Here is a 17,440-nt window from a genome sequence, read left to right on the forward strand (position 1 = left end):
CTAAACATGAATATCTGCCACTAACTGAACCGCACGCAGCATCATTGCAGAGTAAAATTGACGCGCTGAGTCAGATTGCCAATAAGCAGGAAAAAGATCTGTCGGAAATTCTAGAACATCGCCAACATAGTGCTCCGCTCATTCAAGGTGTCGCTGCCAATACCAAAATCATCACCCAAAAAGTAGGAACCTTGGTGGATGATGCCAATCAAGGTCTGCAAAATTTGCAATTGGCTGAAGGTGTCTTACAAGAGCTCACTCACCAAGTTACCTCTACTTCGGAAGTGATTAATCGGCTTTCTAATAATTCGACGCAAATCTCATCCGTATTGGATGTGATTCGAAGTATTGCGGACCAAACAAATCTGTTGGCGCTTAATGCCGCCATTGAAGCGGCTCGTGCAGGTGAGCAAGGCCGAGGCTTCGCTGTCGTCGCCGATGAGGTTCGCAATCTTGCTAGCAAAACCAAACAATCCACTCAAGATATTCAAGCCATGATTGAAAGCCTTCAAAAGGGCGTGACAGAAGCGGTTAACAACATAGATGGCAGTGTTCAGTCGGTACAAAACACCTTTGAGCTAACCAATAAAGCGGGCGAATCTCTGGCTGAAATCTGTAGCGAAGTGAATGAAATTAACCAACTCGTTAACGAAAACTCCGTCAAACAAATCAATATCGGTAAATTGGCGGTGGAAGTAAATGAGCGACTAAAGCGCCTTAATGAACGAACACTAGAAACAAAAGCGCTTTCAATGCAGCTTCAGGAAACCATCTCTTAGAAAGTTAGCTCTTTAAGTGAATTCAGCAAACCTAATATAGAAAGAGGTGGATTACTCCGCTTCTTTTTTTGCTTGGCGTTTGCAGCGTTCAGAGCAGTATTTTACCTGCGGCCAATCCCTTTCCCATTTTTTACGCCAGGCAAATGGACGCTGGCAGACGGGACAAATTTTTTCGGGTAAATGGAGCTTTTTATGAGTCATAGCCGTGTATACGTAAACAGCTATGACTTAGGTTCAGTGCATTTTCACTACTTAAATTACGCTGCTTGATGCGACAACACACTGCGACGGAATTGCAAAATCATTAGTAAGATCAAGAAGCCCACCGCCAAGCAGAATGGAAATAATACCGTGGTAACAGAGTAGGCTTCTAACGCCACCACAGAGCAGACATTGCGTAGAATCATAATAATGAAGAACACGCGACTGTCTTCAAAAGGGCGAAGATAGGCTTTTCGGAAGGTTGGCCCAAAACCTATCATATCGATCGTGGTCAGAATCAACACAGCCCACAATGGATCATTGGTAACGTACCAAAGTGGCAAAGATGCCAAAGCCAGTGCTAAAAAGCCCCAATCCAGCTTTGTAATAGTGGCATCCCCGCGCTTTATATACGCTAAGAAAGCAATGAAAATTGTAATAAAGCCTGATAGCCCGATGGGCCATGCGCCCATGCCTCCCTCGGCTTCCAGCTGAGCAAAGAATACAATGGTGGTGGTAATGCCCCAAATTACCCATGAAAACACATGAGGCTTCACCTTGCCTCGTAGGATCAGCGCAATATATGGGATAAAACCTGCAAGCGCCAACGCAATTGCGATGCCACTAAAGATAAGCTTGATATTGAAATCCATCTACCGCCTTGCTCCATCTCATGCCGTAAAACACGATTCTACCGACTTCATGATGAATTAGACGAACAAAACACGTCAAATTCGCACCAAGATAGGTCGTTTAAAGTGAATTATGGGTTATCTATTAGGCGATAGCTAAATGGTTTCTAGCGCCCAATTTTTAAACACATCTAAATTGTCCAATTGTTCTTTGAGATGTTTTACAATCCAGAGACCATCCAAGAATCAGCACACCATAGAAGGGCAATGGCCAAATGAATCCATCGAACAGGGAAGTGGGCTCCAACTTAGTGGGAAAAGGCGTATTGTTATGCCTAGCCGCGATGTTGGTATTCGCGTCACAAGATGCCGTGACGAAAATCCTCGTGCAGGATATGTCTGTAGCGCAAGTGGTATTAGTGCGCTATTGGGTATTTGCCCTGTTTGCCATCGTTTGGGTGTCACGCACCAGCACTATTCGCCATGCATTACGTTCAGTTCGTCCTAAGTTACAAGTATTGCGCTCCGTATTATCTATTGCTGAAATTGCGATTTTTAATCTGGCTCTGCGTCATCTTGGCTTGGCAGAATCCCATTCGCTGATGGCGGCATTCCCATTGATGGCGATTGCCTTGGCGGCCCCCATCCTAGGGGAGCGGGTAAGCATGAAATCGTGGTTAGCGGTTTGTGTAGGCTTTGCCGGAACGCTTATTATCCTTCGGCCTGGGTTGGACGTCTTTAAACCTGAGTCATTGATACCATTAACAGCAGCCCTGTGCTTTGCCTGTTACCACGTCGTGACTCGTCAGGTGAGTTCAGCGGGTGATGGTTTTCATACCAACATATTGTATATGGCGTTGATCGGCTTCGTGTGTGCAACCCTCTTTGGCATGACGGCATGGCGAGCACCAAGCATGCAGGAATGGGTTTTATTGGCCGTGATCTCGATTATGAGTGTCGCCGCGCAGCTATTGCTAGTGAAAGCACTAGAGTATGCACCAGCCTCAGTATTACAACCGTTCAACTACAGCTTATTGGTGTTTGCCACCATTATCGGCTTTTTAGTATTTAGCGAACTACCGGACAGATGGACCATTGTAGGAGCGGGCATTGTCATTGCCAGTGGACTGTACGTGATCTACTTACAGCGTGCTCGCGAATAGTTTTGATCTTCCCCGAATTCTGGAGATATATGCGTGGAACTTCATAGTGGTCAGTTATATACGTTGTAGCAACACGGCTCCTTTCAAAGAGGCTACTTGATGTAGCTGATTTGCTTAGGAGTTTTTTTGTACTCAAAGAAAGTTATAAGCCACTAGGGGCGCGGGTAAAAAAAGCTTTCGATCAGACTATCTTGGTTATTTTACATCCTACCTGAAGGTTCTTTATCATTGACTGATTGTTGTCGGTTGCAATACGTCGGAGTCAGTACTAAAGTTGATCCTGTAGAAGGGCTTAACATATGACTCATTACTGGATTGTCCATATGTTCTCACGCTACCAATGATTCGCCAGTGACATCATTGTTGATGGTTAGACTAAACATTGTTTAGTCACCCTGACCCCAAAGAGCTAAAGGGCTGCCACGAACTATCATTTTTTATTTTAAAAAAGAGCATTTGTCATGCTCTTTTTTTATGCCTGTTTTATATCATTGCTATGACTGTCCCTGGGTGGAATTTTCTATCGAAAGGATTTTATGAAAGGCCTAATTTTCATATTGAGTCCAATAGTTCACTTTTATTTATCCGAGAAAAGTAATAAAAGCAGGTATTTTGCCTTTCATCAATATCGAAATGTAAGCAAGTGAAGCAATGATAAGCGGTGCTTTAAGGTCAAGTGTTTCAGGGTACCTAAAATATGCTTCAATACGATAGATGTATTCTATTGTTAAGAGTTTAAATAATTTGATTAGGCCGATGTTTTTACGAATATTGAAACTTTCTCCTAATTCATCACCATATTGTTTGTTATACCAATATTGGGAATAGGTTTTACTAAATGGAAGCCAATGCGAAATATATTCCTTATAGCTGTTTGAGATGGTACCTGATTGGTATTCGTCATAATTATCATCATAAATTTTCTGAGCAAGCGGAGACAAAATTCCATAATAGTTATCACTGTCGCTATGGAAGCCAAGTACTCTAGGGTCACTAAGAAAACGTTCTTTCCAAAAACCTGAAAGCTTGATCGTATGTTTATATGAATAATTTAAGTAGCGAACGATGCAGCCAAACAAAGTTAATGCAAGTAGTATATTAAGCCCTTCAGGCTGAATGAACTCTATCTTGAAAAGAAAGGTGTTAGCTTCTTTGATCGTTGCACCAGATAGATTGATTGCAAGGATGACAAGAGAAACATAGGTTACGAGTTGTCTTTTTGATTTGAGTCCCTTGTCATTATTAAGTTCTTTATGAAATGCTTCTAATCGTTCCTGTTCGGTCATCAAGAATACCCTTCTTGCTAGTAATATCGTTTTTGAATTTGTAGATAGTAATTTTTATCTACTCTCAATTGTTAAACGTTTCTATGTTGAACTAGAATTTTGATATATATTGAAATTTTTTAGGGGTTTATCAGAGTCTGACTCCAAATCTTTATAACTTTATAACTTTATAACTTTATATGTTGTTTAGAGCCTCAATAAATAATGATACCGCGTTAAAGTATACCATCGCTATCGTTAGAGCATAGATTGATATAAATGATGTCGTATAAATTGAACATAATAAAATATCCCTTTTTCTAAAGAGTTCTTTTTTAATGTTTTTCCCCTCTAAATATCTAATAAAAAATTGACTGAATAGGATTAATAATATAATTGTGGCAAATAATGCCATAACCATTGGTGGCAAAACTAAATGTATTGATAAACCTGATAATATTTCAAAATCAGGAGTGTCAAATTCTTTTGTTTTTAGTATTGGAGTTAGGTACTGTGGTATTGGAAAACATAAAAATAAAGCTAATAGAGTTGGAAAGTATAGGGTAATACTATCTGTGCAATATTTTCTCGATGGACCAAAAAATCCATAGACTATAGATCGGTTCTTTTTCAAGTGTTTACTGGTTACATTTTTTTGCATTTTTCTTTTATAACTCATTTAAGTCTATGGAAACCCCAGAGTCTTTCATTTCCTTTGCTAGTTTATATTTCCAATCCAGTGAGTAGTTTATGTAAACAACTCCTCCAATATCTCCTTGAATTTCTATATCACCTTTAATTAAAGAGGCAACCTTCGTTCTACCGAGTTTTCCAATAAAATACCCATGCTCAAAAATAACATTTTGTCTTGCGCGCTTTCGTATTTCTATAGTTCCTACCCTCCGACCTTCATCGCATTCGGTATACAAAATAATCGCATAATGAGCATTACTATAATTTTCGAGTTTTTCTATTATTGTGGCTCCATTACTAGATTGATCTTTTAAAACAATTGGCTCTAAATTCAGTTTGCGACATAAGTTTTCTACTTCTACAAGAAGGTGTTCATCATGTCCGTGAACAATAAAAACTTTCTGCTTTTCTATAGCTTGAAATGAGGGGAATGTAGATGTCATCGGTTGATAATTAGTACTTGGTTGAGGCTGATCCTGCGGGAATATAGGCTGTTTGTCATTTGATGATACGTTTGGATGTGTTACGGAGTGCGCCGTGGGTTGGCTGGTTTTATCTAAATTATTTATAGATAGTAGACACAACTCCTTTTGTTTAACGCGTTTTTCTCTTTCATCATTAGTTAAAAAATTAGGTGCTGAAGAATCGTAATCATCGTTTTCTTGTAGCATTTTCAAAAGAACAGTCTTTACCAAGTCTGGTTGGCTCTTTTTGATAAATAGCCTCAGACGATTTGCTTTTGAATTACCCATTTCCGAATAACAATCGCTATAGATATCTATGCCAAAGTCATGAAAAAGCTCTTCAAAAGTTCGATTTGAGTAATGTAAAACATACCCAGTAGGCATATTGAAATAACGCTCAATATTAGTCTTTTCAGTTCTACCTAATTCCATTTCTACTCCTAGGTTGTAGTAAAAAAAGGCGCTTAATGCGCCTCGTCCCAGTTGTCTCCAACTCCCGCTTCCACAAGTAATGGCACGTCGATTGTGCTGCTGTTTTGCATGATGTCGACGATTTTTTCTTTCGCGGCGTCGAGGTCTTTTTCGGCGACTTCGAAGATGAGTTCATCGTGTACTTGCATGATCATTTTCACGTCTAGGTCGGTTCCAGCGAGCCAGTCGTGCATCTTGATCATGGCGCGTTTGATGATGTCGGCGGCGGAGCCTTGCATGGGTGCGTTGATCGCGGTGCGTTCGGCAGCTTGGCGCATCATGGCGTTTTTCGCTTTGATGTCTGGCAAGTATAAACGACGGCCGTAGATGGTTTCCACGTAGCCTTTTTCTTTCGCGCCTTCGCGAGTGTTTTCCATGTATTGCTGTACGCCTGGGTAACGTTCGAAGTAGCGTTTGATGTATTTACCTGCTTCTGGGCGACCAATGCCAAGCTGTTTCGCTAGACCAAAGGCAGACATGCCGTAGATCAAACCGAAGTTGATGGCTTTGGCGCGGCGGCGTTGTTCTGTGGTGACTTCTTCTAAGCTGACCTCAAAGACTTCCGCTGCAGTGGCTTTGTGCACGTCGGCGTCTTTAGTAAACGCGTCTAATAAGCCCGGATCTTGGGACAGGTGCGCCATGATGCGTAATTCGACTTGTGAGTAGTCGGCCGCCACTAACTTGTAGCCTTTAGGCGCGATAAAGGCTTGGCGAATACGGCGACCTTCAGCAGAACGAATCGGGATGTTTTGCAAGTTCGGATCAGTCGACGACAAACGACCTGTGGCGGTAATGGCTTGGTGGTAAGAGGTATGAATGCGGCCGGTTTTCTGGATCATTTCTGGCAGTTTGTCTGTGTAAGTGGATTTCAACTTAGACAGGCTGCGGTGTTCCATGATCAAACGTGGCAGTTCGTAGTCTTGCGCCAGTTCTTGCAAGATAGGTTCAGCGGTGGATGGCTGGCCTTTTGGTGTTTTCTTGATAACCGGCAAGCCTTGTTTTTCGAACAAGATAACTTGCAGTTGTTTTGGCGAGCTTAGGTTGAAGCTTTCGCCCGCTTCTTCGTGGGCTTTGATTTCTAGCTCTTGTAGCTTGCCTGCGATTTCGCTGCTTTGGATATGCAGAAGTTCTGGGTCGATCAAGGCACCGGTTTGTTCCATTTTTGCCAATACTGGAATCAGTGGGCATTCTATGTCTTTAAAGATGCTGACCAATTCTGGTGTGGTTTCGATTTTCGGCCAAATGGCTTGATGCAAACGCAAGGTGATGTCGGCGTCTTCCGCTGCGTAAAATGCGGCGACTTCTAAGTCGATTTGGTTGAAGGTTTTTTGCTTGGCACCTTTGCCAGCAATGTCTTCAAAGCTCACGTTGGTGTGGCCGAGAAATTTGCTCGCCAAGGTGTCCATGTCGTGACGTGAACTCACGGAGTTGTAAACGTAAGATTCCAGCATGGTGTCGTAAGCGATACCGCGCAAGGTGATGTCGTAGTTGTTGAGCACGTTGGCGTCGTATTTGAGATGCTGGCCGACTTTGGCTTGGCTGTCGTCTTCTAGCCAAGGTTTAAGCTGCTCTAGCACCCAATCGCGGTCAAGCTGCTCTGGTGCGCCTTCGTAGTCATGGGCAACAGGTACATAGGCAGCTTCGCCTGCTTTGATGGAGAAGGACAGGCCTACCAGTTCCGCTGCCATGTAATTGAGGGACGTGGTTTCCGTATCAAAAGCAACCAGTTCGGCGGCTTGGATTTTTTCTAGCCATTTGTTGAAACTTGCTTTGTCTAAGACGGTGTCGTAATTGGCTTCGATGTTGGATTTAACTGGCGTTTCCACCTGACCGTCGTTGCCGACCGTATCGCTGGCGGTTTCTACGCTTGGTGCTTTGTCTAGGTCAGATAACCAAGTTTTAAACTCCAGCTTGGTGAACCATTCGCGTAGGGTTTCTTTGTCGGCTTCGCCGTTTTTCAGATCTTGGGGTTCGAAAGGCAGTTCTACGTCGCATTTGATGGTCGCTAAGGTGTAAGACAGCTCGGCCATCTCTTTGTTGTCTTCCATTTTTTGCTTCATGGTTTTGGAACCACGAAAACCCAAGTCAGCGATCTCGTCTAAGCGGGTGTAGATGTCTTTGATACTGCCCAATCCTTGTAGCAAGGCAAGAGCGGTTTTTTCGCCCACGCCAGGTACGCCTGGGATGTTATCGACTTTGTCGCCCATCAGCGCAAGGTAATCGATGATCAGTTCTGGCGGAATACCGAACTTATCTTTCACACCTTGGATGTCCATGACGGTATTGTTCATGGTGTTCACTAGTGTGACTTTTTCGGTAACCAGCTGCGCCATGTCTTTATCGCCGGTGGAAACCACTACTTCGCGGCCAGCTTCGCCTACTTGTTTGGCGATGGTACCGATTACGTCGTCGGCTTCTACGCCATCGATGATCACCAGTGGTAAGCCCATGGCTTCCACCATGCGGTGGATCGGTTCGATTTGCGGACGTAAGTCGTCCGGCATCGGTGGACGGTGCGCTTTGTATTCGCTGTAGATCTCGTCACGGAAGGTTTTACCCTTGGCGTCAAAAATGATCACCATAGGGGAATCTGGGTAGGTTTTGATTAGGCTGCGGATCATGCTGATCACCCCACGCGTGGCGTTGGTCGGTTGGCCATCGCTGGTGTGCATAGGAGGAATCGCGTGGAATGCTCGGTAAAGGTAAGACGAACCGTCTACCAAAACCATAGGTGGAGTGCGTGTTGTTGAATCCGTAGCCAAAATAGAACCTCTTTGTGAATCGGCAAATATGAGGTCTATTCTATGTGTTTGAGCGTGTTTTTACAGCCAAAATGCCTGATAAGTTTTGAAAGCTTAATGTGAGAGGGGTTTAACTAGCTCGTGAATAGGGTTGTTTTAGGCTTTCACTGTATATAATCGATTGATTGCGGCCATTGTTTTTTGCGATATAAAGCGCTTTGTCAGCTTGGTCGATGAGTTCTAAAAAACTGTCGTGAGGTGCAATCTTCGACACACCTACGCTAACGGTGACTTTTCCGACAGATTTGTAAGGCAAGGACCCTAGTGTGTGCTGAAACATAGAGCCAATAAAAGGCAATGTATTCGCTTTTGGATTGACCAATATGACGGCAAATTCTTCTCCTCCCCAGCGCGCAATAGTGTGTTTTTCGAAATAAATAGAACGGAGACGAGAGGCGACTTCGACCAAAACTCGGTCGCCAATCGAGTGACCGTGGCGATCATTGATGTTTTTAAAGTGATCTACGTCGATAAGCAAAATGGCGATTTGATCATCAGATTTGAGTTGCCCTAGCCAAAGGGTTAATCCTCTACGGTTATAAATATCAGTTAAATAATCTCGGCCCGCTTCTAATTCGAAACGGCGCAAGTCGTCAGTGACCTTGTTGATGTGTCGACGAATGCTTTTTTGATAAGGAAACACAATGTAGAGCAATAAGCTTGCAGGACCAAATGTCCCGATAAGTTCATAGCCACGAGGGGTTTGTAACTCCTCAGGATGGTTGAGTAGATAGTAGATAATAGGCAGAGCAATCGATGCCCACATTAGAACCATGTAACGTTTATATTTCTTTGGCAGCATAATAACACTAAGCGTGATAATCGCCATAATGAGCCCAGTAATCGGGGGGTATTCATCAATAAAGCGCCATTCGTTCCCCCATGCCATCCATACATAATAAATAGTGGTTGGTGAAAAGGTCAGAATGAAAAAGATGATAAAAAAAACAATGATTTTATTCATCACTGTATGGGGGCTGTAGTGATAGTAGATCAGTACAGTAAGCAGAACTATAGCGTCGATGCTTGGAATGATGGAGTCTATGATGTGCGCAGTAGGGTAGATGTTAAAAAAAACAGCGAAGGCTACACTGGTGAAGAACGAAGCAATGAGTAGCCGATAAACGGCTGATACAGTGATTTTTTTTTCATCGTCATGGATCATTATAGAGTGCTTTCGGTTGAGTCTGTTTTTTAATCATAGATGCATTGTTATCAACTTGCTGTTGTTCCTTGGTTAATATATGTCTCTTTAATTAACTGGGTTGTAACAGGTAAATGAATTGCTCGACAAAATGCGAACAGAAAAAGACCTATTTACGCTAGTTAGAATTGACCTTTTGGGGTTAATTGTAGAGCATAGGCAATTATTTTTTATTCCATCTCTTTATAGACAACAATAGGTAGAAACTTGGCTGTTTACACTTCCCTTTCGGACTCTGACATGCGCGCCTTAGTGGCCGATTATTATTTAGGTGAACTGGTTTCGTTCCAAGGCATTTCCGGAGGGGTAGAAAACACCAACTACTTTCTGACGACAACTACTGGAAAGTATGTGGTGACCTTGTTTGAAGAGTTTGATTTAGACGAAGTACCGTACTTTTTAGACGTTGTAGCCCATTTAAAACACAAAGGTTTTAATGTTCCAGCTGCTTTGATTGACATTCATGGTGAGCGACTACGTGAAGTAAATGGCCGACCCACTATTATTGTCGACTGCTTCCCAGGTGGGGAGCTAAAAGGCACAGATGAAACTTCTTGCCGATTAATGGGCGAAGCCTTAGCTAAGTTACATATTGCTGGTGAAGATTTCCCCGTACATCGTGATAGCCACCGTGGTGTTGCTTGGTGGCATAAAACCAGTCAAGCCATTGCTGGTGAATTAGAGCCAGAACAAGCGCAATTATTGTTGTCACAGATTACTGAATTTGATGACTTCATTGCACAATATCCAGACCTGCCCAAGACCACGATTCACGGGGATTTGTTCTACAACAACACCTTGTTTGAAGGCAATAAGCTGTCTGCCATTATCGATTTCTACAACGCTTGTCATTCTTGGGTTATGTACGATTTGGCAATAGTGGTGAATGATTGGTGTTCAGATATGAAGACAGGCGAATTGGATAAAGCCAAATATAAGGCGTTGATAAAAGCCTATTTGCATGAGCGTGAAGCCAGCCCAGAAGAAGTGCTGGCTTGGCCTTATATGCTAAAAATTGCTGCTTTACGTTTTTGGTTGTCTCGCTTGGAAGCATGGCATGGTGCGAAGCATGATCCAGAGCGTTTGGCGCAACAGCATGACCCGTTAGAGTTTCAGCGTATTTTGGAAGCAAGAGTGCACTTCACACCGAGCCTAGTTGAATTTCAATAAAGCACGGTTTTTAAAAGGTCACAGTATGATGCGTTTTCTGTTGTGTTTATGCGTTACCGCTCTGTTTGCTGGGTCGGCCATGGCGCATCCTCATGTTTGGGTGGATTCTCAGTATCGAGTCAAGGTAGACCAAGCGAGTATTAACACGCTTGAAGCAACGTGGAGCTTGGATCTTTTTACATCTACCAGTTTGATTGCCGAATACGATGTGGACGGCGACGGAGAGTTAAAAGGTCAAGAAAAGCTCGACATGATCGAGGTGTTAAAGAGTTTTGATAAGTACGGTTTTTTTATCAAAATGAAGCAAGATGGTGTTGATTTAGTGCCAAAAGGCGTACGTATTATCGATGTTCGCATTCGCGATCAGATGTTGTGGATTCGCTTGGGTATCGATTTACCCACTCCGGTAAATCTTGAAACATCGACCTTGAGTTTGGCCTTTGGTGATGACGAATTGTATTTTGCCATGGAACCTTTAGAAGAAGGCTTGGTAAGTTTGTCTGGCGCGTTATCTGAAATTTGTACGCCAATTGAACGTGAAGCAACGGAAACCTCTGTTGCGGTTTGGGTGGATGTGACTTGCAAACCCTAAGTTGAGACTTTTACTCGACTACTGCGCTTGCCAATACTTTGTTAAAAATAGACTCAAAATGCTCACTTATAACCTATAAATAAAGGCTGAAGTACATGTTAGAACATTTCCAATGGTTGCCTTTTTTAGCTGCCATCACTGTGCTTACGATGAGTCCAGGTGTGGATACTATTTTGGTTATGCGTAACGCGGCGTCTGGTGGCTGGCGTTTGGGCTTTTTGACCAGCTTAGGTATTTGCATGGGATTGTTCGCTCATGCGACGGTGTCGGCGTTAGGTTTGTCGGTGATTTTGCTTGGTTCTGCTGGTTTGTTCACTGCGTTTAAGCTGGTAGGTGCTGCTTATCTAGTGTACTTAGGTGTGCAAGCCATTCGCAGTGCAGTGAACCCCGTTGGTATGACCTTTAAAGACGCCAAAAATCCTAAACTATTGACGGCGTGGGGCAGTTTTCGCCAAGGCGTTTTGTCTAACGTACTGAATCCAAAGCCAATTATCTTCTATATGGCGTTTCTGCCGCAGTTTATTGATCCTAGCCATTCAGCATTGGCTCAATCACTTTTTATGGCCTCATTGCATTTTATCATAGCGATGCTGTGGCAAACGTTTCTTGCGCTTATGGTTCATAAGGCGCGAGTTTGGTTGGCTCGACCAAAAGTGGCGTTCATTTTAGATGGCTTAACTGGCATATTGCTGTTGGGCTTTGGCGTGAAACTCGCTCTTAGCCAACGTTAACTATCTATTGTTACACTTCGATTTTAGGTTGTGCTTGAAGGTACACTGACGCCTTCTAAGAGTACTAGCTCTATAATTGTTAGTACTCTTGTTCTGGGCACTCGTCCTAATCGTTCTGCTTCTATCATAGTAAATAATAAACCATGGAAGCACTCGGTAATGGCAGCGGCACTAATGTCTACTCGAAAGTGGCCGCTTTGCTGCCCTTTTAAGAAAAATGCATCGAGTTTTTCTTGTGCCTGTATGCACTTACTGTTTTCTATTTGTTCAGGCTGCCAATGCTGGATGGTAAAGAGGGTTAACTCTTTATTTTTATAGCAATTTTCTAGTAGTTTACGAACCCCTTCTCGTGGCTCTGCTGTTTCTAGGTTTGCTTCTTGGATCGCCTGCGCATATGCATTTACGCTGCTGTTTTGTAATCTATCAAGCAAACTTTCTCTAGTAGGGCAGAAACGATATAAGGTCGCTTTACTGACCCCTACAGCACAGGCGAGTTCTTGCAATGACGCTCGTGGGTGCTCAACTAATGCAAGTGCTAGAGCGTTCTGAAATGCATTGTTTGTTTCGTGTTCTGTCATATCAATATCCAGTTTGTCTTTAAATGACCATATTTCAGGTTTATCAGTGGTTATGTTCAGAATCCCGCTTTTTATGCAAGGGATTTTACGCGGAATATCTAGTATGTGAACTCTTATATTAGGGTAAAAAGCAGAAAAAAAGTGAATTTAAAACAGATCATATGAATCACTATAGATTCATATGATCTGTTTTAATACTATTTGAGGATGTTTTATCTCTGGCAAAAAATTTAAGGTATGAACTAATGATGCGAATTCTAAAAAATGGGCGAGCGTTGCTACCAGTATTAGCAGTGTTAATTGTTGTGTCTGGCTGCACCCAAAGTGAGCCAGAGGCTCAAGCCAGTCCTCCTCCAAGTGCACGACCAGCCACAGTAAGCACTGTGCAACCTGTTGAATATGAAGAAAATGCTATTTTGCCCGGACGAGTTGAACCTATTCGTGAGGCAGAGGTACGAGCTCGTGTACCAGGCATTGTTTTGCATAGAACCTTTGTTGAGGGTTCTGATGTTAAAGCGGGAGATGTGTTGTTTGAAATCGATCCTGCGTCATTAAAAATTGCTCTTGCTCGTTCCAAGGGCGATTTAGCAATGGCGGAAGCCACTTTGTTTGATGCAAAAGCATTGGTTGATCGTTACGCGCCTCTTGTGAAATCTCAAGCGGTCAGCAAGCAAATTTTTGATGCAGCACAAGCTGCATATTTGAGTGCAAAAGCTTCGGTGGCTTCAGCGAAAGCCGATGTGGCGAATGCTGAGCTTAACCTTGAATACGCAACGGTGAGAGCGCCGATTTCTGGTCGCATCGGCCGCGCGAATGTAAGTGAAGGTATGTTGGTAGGGCAGAGTGATACCACTCTGTTAGCCACCATTCAGCAGCTTGATCCTGTTTATATCGATTTCACTCAATCCGTTACTGATACGCTGAAATATCGTCAATCTGTAGAAGAAAGTGCGTCTGCCAATAGTGCTAAATTGATGGCTAAATTAGATGGCTACGGTAAGGCTTTTGAAGGAAAGTTGTTATTTTCTGACAGTCAGGTTGATGAAAAAACGGGTAATGTTGTACTACGTGGCCTGTTTTCAAATGCCGATAAAGTGTTACTCCCAGGGATGTATGTTCGTGTTGAAGCCGTGCAGTCCCATTCTGCTCAAGCTATCTTGATCCCTCAACGTGCTGTTATGCGTGGTAATAATGGTGCGTTTGTTTATATCGTCAATGATCAAAACACAGTGGAGTCTCGTTCAGTTGTGACAGGTTCAATGTCGAAAGATTTATGGCGTATTACGGAAGGATTAAATGCTGGTGATAAAGTGATTATTGATAATGCAGGTATGTATCAAGCGGGAGAGAAGGTAACGGCTTCCGCTAAAGTAGCCTCTAATACTTAGTTCATTGCTCATTTTACCTTAACTATTAAGACGTTTTTAGAGGCTTAATACATGTCTAATTTCTTTATTGCACGACCCAATTTTGCTTGGGTAATGGCTATCTTTATTTTGCTGGCGGGGCTTCTTGCTTTACCAACTTTGCCTGTGTCGCAATTTCCGGTGGTTGCTCCTCCTCAGGTTGAAATCACAGCGACGTATCCAGGTGCATCTGCACAAGTTTTAGTAGACTCGGTAACCAGTGTTATCGAAGAAGAGTTAAATGGTGCGAAAGGTTTGCTCTATTTTGATTCTTCTAGTAATGCAAATGGTATTGCACAAATTACGGCGTCTTTTGAACCAGGCACTGATCCTGATTTGGCTCAGGTTGACATACAAAATCGCCTCAAAAAAGCAGAAGCGCGCTTACCGAGCAGTGTTATTGCTCAGGGTGTGCAAGTTGACCAAGCCAGTTCTGGCTTTTTGATGATCTATGCTTTGACTTTTAAAGGTGATGATTCGTCCAAAAGTATTGTGACTTTGGCAGATTATGCTGCACGAAATATCAACAATAATATTCGTCGTGTAGAGGGTGTGGGTAAACTGCAATACTTTGGTACTGAAGCCTCTATGCGTGTTTGGGTATCGCCTGAAAAACTGTTGAGTTACGGTTTATCAATTGGTGATGTTAATACAGCTATTAGAAACCAAAACGCCCAGGTTCCTGCTGGTAGTTTTGGTGGTAGACCAGCGGATGACACGCAAGAGCTAACGGCTAGTATAGTGGTGAAAGGCTTTTTGGAGGACCCTGAAGAGTTTGGCAATATTGTGCTTCAGAGTAATCCTGATGGTTCTGCTGTGTATTTGAAAGACGTTGCTCGTGTTGAGTTGGGTAAGCAGGACTATAATTTTGAAACCCGCCTTAATGGACGAAAGGCTATCATGGGTGCGGTTCAGTTATCACCTGGTGCAAACGCTATTGAAACAGTGAAGGCAGTAAAAGCCCGCGTAGCTGAATTAGAAGCGAACTTTCCAGATGATATTCAAATTAGTTTCCCTTATGACACGTCTAAATTCGTTAGTGCAGCAATTGAAAAAGTAATTAGTACTTTAGTTGAGGCTATTGTCTTAGTTTTCCTTGTAATGCTGCTGTTCTTGCAGAATTTACGTTATACCTTAATTCCGACTATCGTTGTTCCTGTTTGTATTTTGGGAACCTTTGCTGTGATGTCTTTGATGGGTTTCTCGGTGAACATGATGACTATGTTCGGTATGGTGCTCGCTATCGGTATTTTGGTGGATGACGCCATTGTAGTGGTCGAGAACGTCGAACGTATCATGGTGGAAGAAGGGCTTTCTCCGAAAGAGGCAACGATCAAAGCCATGGGTCAAGTGTCTGGTGCCATTGTGGGTATCACCTTGGTGCTATCGGCGGTATTTGTGCCGCTTGCCTTTATGAGCGGATCCGTAGGTATTATTTATCAGCAGTTCTCTATGTCGCTTGCTGTTTCTATCATGTTGTCCGGTATCTTGGCGTTAACCTTTACGCCTGCGTTGTGTGCAACCTTATTGAAACCAATTAACAAAGAAGAGCATCATGAGAAGGGTGGCTTTTTTGGTTGGTTTAACCGCAAGTTTGCAGGTTTAACTCGTCGCTACTCTACATTAAATGGCAAGCTAGTGAATCGTTCTGGACGTTTCATGTTGGTTTATCTGGTGCTTATTATTGGTCTTGGTTATGCCTATGTGCGTTTGCCAGAATCTTTTGTACCAACGGAAGACCAAGGTTACATGATCGTCGATTTGCAGCTTCCAGCAGGGGCAACGTTCTCTCGAACTGACGATACAATGAAAGACGTAGAGCAGTTCTTAGGGCAGCGCGATGCAGTCGAGAATGTGGTTGCTGTAATGGGCTTTAGTTTCTCTGGAATGGGGGCGAATGCCGGTTTGCTATTCCCGACCTTTACTGATTGGTCTGAACGAGAAGAATCTTTGTTCGATGAAATTGGGGCTTATAGCCAGTTCGCTGGCAGCATTTCCGATGGTCGTTCTATGGCAGTTCCACCGCCACCGATCGAAGGTATGGGTAACTCAGGTGGTTTTTCATTGCGATTGCAAGACCGAAGTAATCTGGGTCGAGAAGCGCTTACCAATGCTCGTAATGTTGTTCTAGGTCAAGCGAACGCGTCTCCAATTATTGCTTATGCCATGATGGAAGGCTTAGAAGATGCTCCGCAGCTTAGAATTGATATAGACCGTAAAAAAGCGACAGCGCTTGGTGTGGGTTTTGAATCCATCAATAACGCGGTTTCTACGGCCTATGGTTCTGCAACGGTGAATGACTTTACCAATGCTGGTCGTTTACAACGTGTTGTTGTTCAAGCTGATGTCGAAGACCGTATGACACCAGAGCGTGTTCTAGAGCTACAGGTATTGAATGACGAAGGCAATCTTGTTCCTATGCGTTCTTTTGCGAATAGTTCATGGGAAATGGGGCCGGTTCAGGTATCTCGTTACAATGGTTATCCAGCATTTAAAATTTCAGGTAGCCCAGCACCTGGACACAGTTCTGGTGAAGCGATGGCTGAGATTGAGCGTATCATTAGCACGTTGCCAAAAGGTATTGGCTATGAGTGGACTGGCTTGTCGTATCAGGAAAAAGCCGCGGGTTCACAAGCACCAATGCTACTAACTATTTCTATTTTGGTGGTTTTCTTGCTGTTGGTTGCCTTGTACGAAAGTTGGTCTATTCCATTGTCGGTTATTTTAATTATTCCGATTGGTGCATTGGGAGCGGTTCTTGCTGTATTCCTGACTGGTATGTCAAATGATGTGTACTTTAAAGTGGGTCTGATTACGATTATTGGTTTGTCGGCGAAGAATGCGATATTGATTGTTGAGTTTGCCAAAGACCTTTATCAACAGGGCTATTCGTTAAAAGATGCCGCAATTCAAGCCGCTAAGTTGCGCTTTAGACCAATCATTATGACGTCTATGGCCTTTATTTTAGGGGTAGTGCCGTTAACGCTAGCTTCAGGAGCAGGTGCCGCAAGTCAGCATTCCTTAGGTGTGAGTGTTATCGGTGGCATGATCTCTGCCACACTGTTAGGCGTATTGTTTGTGCCAGTATTCTTTACTTGGGTGCTTGGACGTTTCAAAACGCCAAATAAAACAGACCAATAAGATATTCTAAATCTTTGTTCGAAAAGCCGACTTTATGTCGGCTTTTCTTTGTTATGCAATGTGATTTGCTCCTCATTATTTATGATTCTTTGCTAGAATACCTTCGTCTGAGTTCTTCTGGTTCACTTGTGTTCTTTTAGAAAGACGGT

The 17,440-nt window shown here is 43.1% G+C and carries 14 protein-coding genes and 1 pseudogene; 8 read left to right on the top strand and 7 right to left on the bottom strand.

All coding sequences use genetic code 11. The features are described 5' to 3' along the window. Positions 1-305: 305 nt before the first annotated feature. Positions 306-779 (top strand): annotated as a pseudogene (locus tag KPL72_RS21475) (methyl-accepting chemotaxis protein); the annotation flags it as partial. 51 nt (positions 780-830) lie between these two features. On the opposite strand, the gene KPL72_RS01860 reads toward KPL72_RS21475, so the two are convergent. Both KPL72_RS01860 and KPL72_RS01865 read right to left on the bottom strand, forming a co-directional pair. Further along, positions 831-980: a DUF2256 domain-containing protein gene (locus KPL72_RS01860; RefSeq protein WP_219701568.1), complete on the bottom strand. Its 150-nt coding sequence runs from the start codon at positions 978-980 to the stop codon at positions 831-833. Positions 981-1,036: 56 nt separating this feature from the next. After that, the gene (locus tag KPL72_RS01865) at positions 1,037-1,633 is read right to left on the bottom strand and encodes a hypothetical protein (RefSeq protein ID WP_219701570.1); all 597 of its coding nucleotides are present in this window, start codon (positions 1,631-1,633) and stop codon (positions 1,037-1,039) included. A 254-nt stretch (positions 1,634-1,887) separates the two neighbouring features. Here KPL72_RS01865 and KPL72_RS01870 point away from each other — a divergent pair, with 254 nt between their 5' ends. After that, positions 1,888-2,775, top strand: coding sequence for a DMT family transporter (locus KPL72_RS01870; protein ID WP_219701572.1), 888 nt, complete (start codon positions 1,888-1,890; stop codon positions 2,773-2,775). A gap of 581 nt (positions 2,776-3,356) precedes the next feature. On the opposite strand, the gene KPL72_RS01875 is transcribed toward KPL72_RS01870, so the two are convergent. Next, positions 3,357-4,061 carry a hypothetical protein gene (locus KPL72_RS01875; RefSeq protein WP_219701574.1) on the bottom strand — a complete coding sequence of 235 codons (705 nt, stop codon included), beginning with the start codon at positions 4,059-4,061 and terminating at the stop codon, positions 3,357-3,359. Between the two features lie 377 nt (positions 4,062-4,438). Here KPL72_RS01875 and KPL72_RS01880 point away from each other — a divergent pair, with 377 nt between their 5' ends. Further along, complete coding sequence (locus tag KPL72_RS01880) at positions 4,439-4,651, top strand: hypothetical protein (RefSeq protein WP_219701576.1); 213 nt, start codon at positions 4,439-4,441, stop codon at positions 4,649-4,651. A gap of 57 nt (positions 4,652-4,708) precedes the next feature. On the opposite strand, the gene KPL72_RS01885 is transcribed toward KPL72_RS01880, so the two are convergent. From KPL72_RS01885 to KPL72_RS01895, 3 genes are all read right to left on the bottom strand, one after another. Then, positions 4,709-5,629, bottom strand: coding sequence for a TIR domain-containing protein (locus KPL72_RS01885; RefSeq protein WP_219701577.1), 921 nt, complete (start codon positions 5,627-5,629; stop codon positions 4,709-4,711). 32 nt (positions 5,630-5,661) lie between these two features. Further along, complete coding sequence (gene polA, locus KPL72_RS01890; protein ID WP_219701805.1) at positions 5,662-8,397, bottom strand: DNA polymerase I; 2,736 nt, start codon at positions 8,395-8,397, stop codon at positions 5,662-5,664. A 142-nt stretch (positions 8,398-8,539) separates the two neighbouring features. Continuing rightward, the gene (locus KPL72_RS01895) at positions 8,540-9,634 is read right to left on the bottom strand and encodes a GGDEF domain-containing protein (RefSeq protein ID WP_249422041.1); all 1,095 of its coding nucleotides are present in this window, start codon (positions 9,632-9,634) and stop codon (positions 8,540-8,542) included. Positions 9,635-9,880: 246 nt separating this feature from the next. Here KPL72_RS01895 and KPL72_RS01900 point away from each other — a divergent pair, with 246 nt between their 5' ends. The 3 genes from KPL72_RS01900 (at position 9,881) to KPL72_RS01910 (ending at position 12,166) form a co-directional block, all read left to right on the top strand. Continuing rightward, positions 9,881-10,843: a homoserine kinase gene (locus tag KPL72_RS01900; protein WP_219701578.1), complete on the top strand. Its 963-nt coding sequence runs from the start codon at positions 9,881-9,883 to the stop codon at positions 10,841-10,843. 25 nt (positions 10,844-10,868) lie between these two features. Continuing rightward, the gene (locus KPL72_RS01905; protein ID WP_249422042.1) at positions 10,869-11,435 is read left to right on the top strand and encodes a DUF1007 family protein; all 567 of its coding nucleotides are present in this window, start codon (positions 10,869-10,871) and stop codon (positions 11,433-11,435) included. Positions 11,436-11,530: 95 nt separating this feature from the next. Beyond that, complete coding sequence (locus tag KPL72_RS01910; protein WP_219701579.1) at positions 11,531-12,166, top strand: LysE family translocator; 636 nt, start codon at positions 11,531-11,533, stop codon at positions 12,164-12,166. A gap of 23 nt (positions 12,167-12,189) precedes the next feature. Here the strand turns inward: KPL72_RS01910 and KPL72_RS01915 are convergent, their stop codons facing one another. Continuing rightward, complete coding sequence (locus KPL72_RS01915; RefSeq protein ID WP_219701580.1) at positions 12,190-12,744, bottom strand: TetR/AcrR family transcriptional regulator; 555 nt, start codon at positions 12,742-12,744, stop codon at positions 12,190-12,192. A gap of 245 nt (positions 12,745-12,989) precedes the next feature. Between KPL72_RS01915 and KPL72_RS01920 the strand changes: the two genes are divergently transcribed. Both KPL72_RS01920 and KPL72_RS01925 read left to right on the top strand, forming a co-directional pair. Further along, positions 12,990-14,132, top strand: a complete 1,143-nt coding sequence (locus tag KPL72_RS01920; RefSeq protein WP_212917312.1) for an efflux RND transporter periplasmic adaptor subunit — start codon at positions 12,990-12,992, stop codon at positions 14,130-14,132. Positions 14,133-14,183: 51 nt separating this feature from the next. Next, entirely contained in the window at positions 14,184-17,291 is a 3,108-nt protein-coding gene (locus tag KPL72_RS01925; protein ID WP_219701581.1) for an efflux RND transporter permease subunit, read from the top strand. The last annotated feature ends 149 nt before the right edge of the window (positions 17,292-17,440 follow it).

This window comes from Marinomonas lutimaris (assembly GCF_019426345.1).
GTDB classification, from domain to species: Bacteria; Pseudomonadota; Gammaproteobacteria; order Pseudomonadales; family Marinomonadaceae; genus Marinomonas; species Marinomonas lutimaris.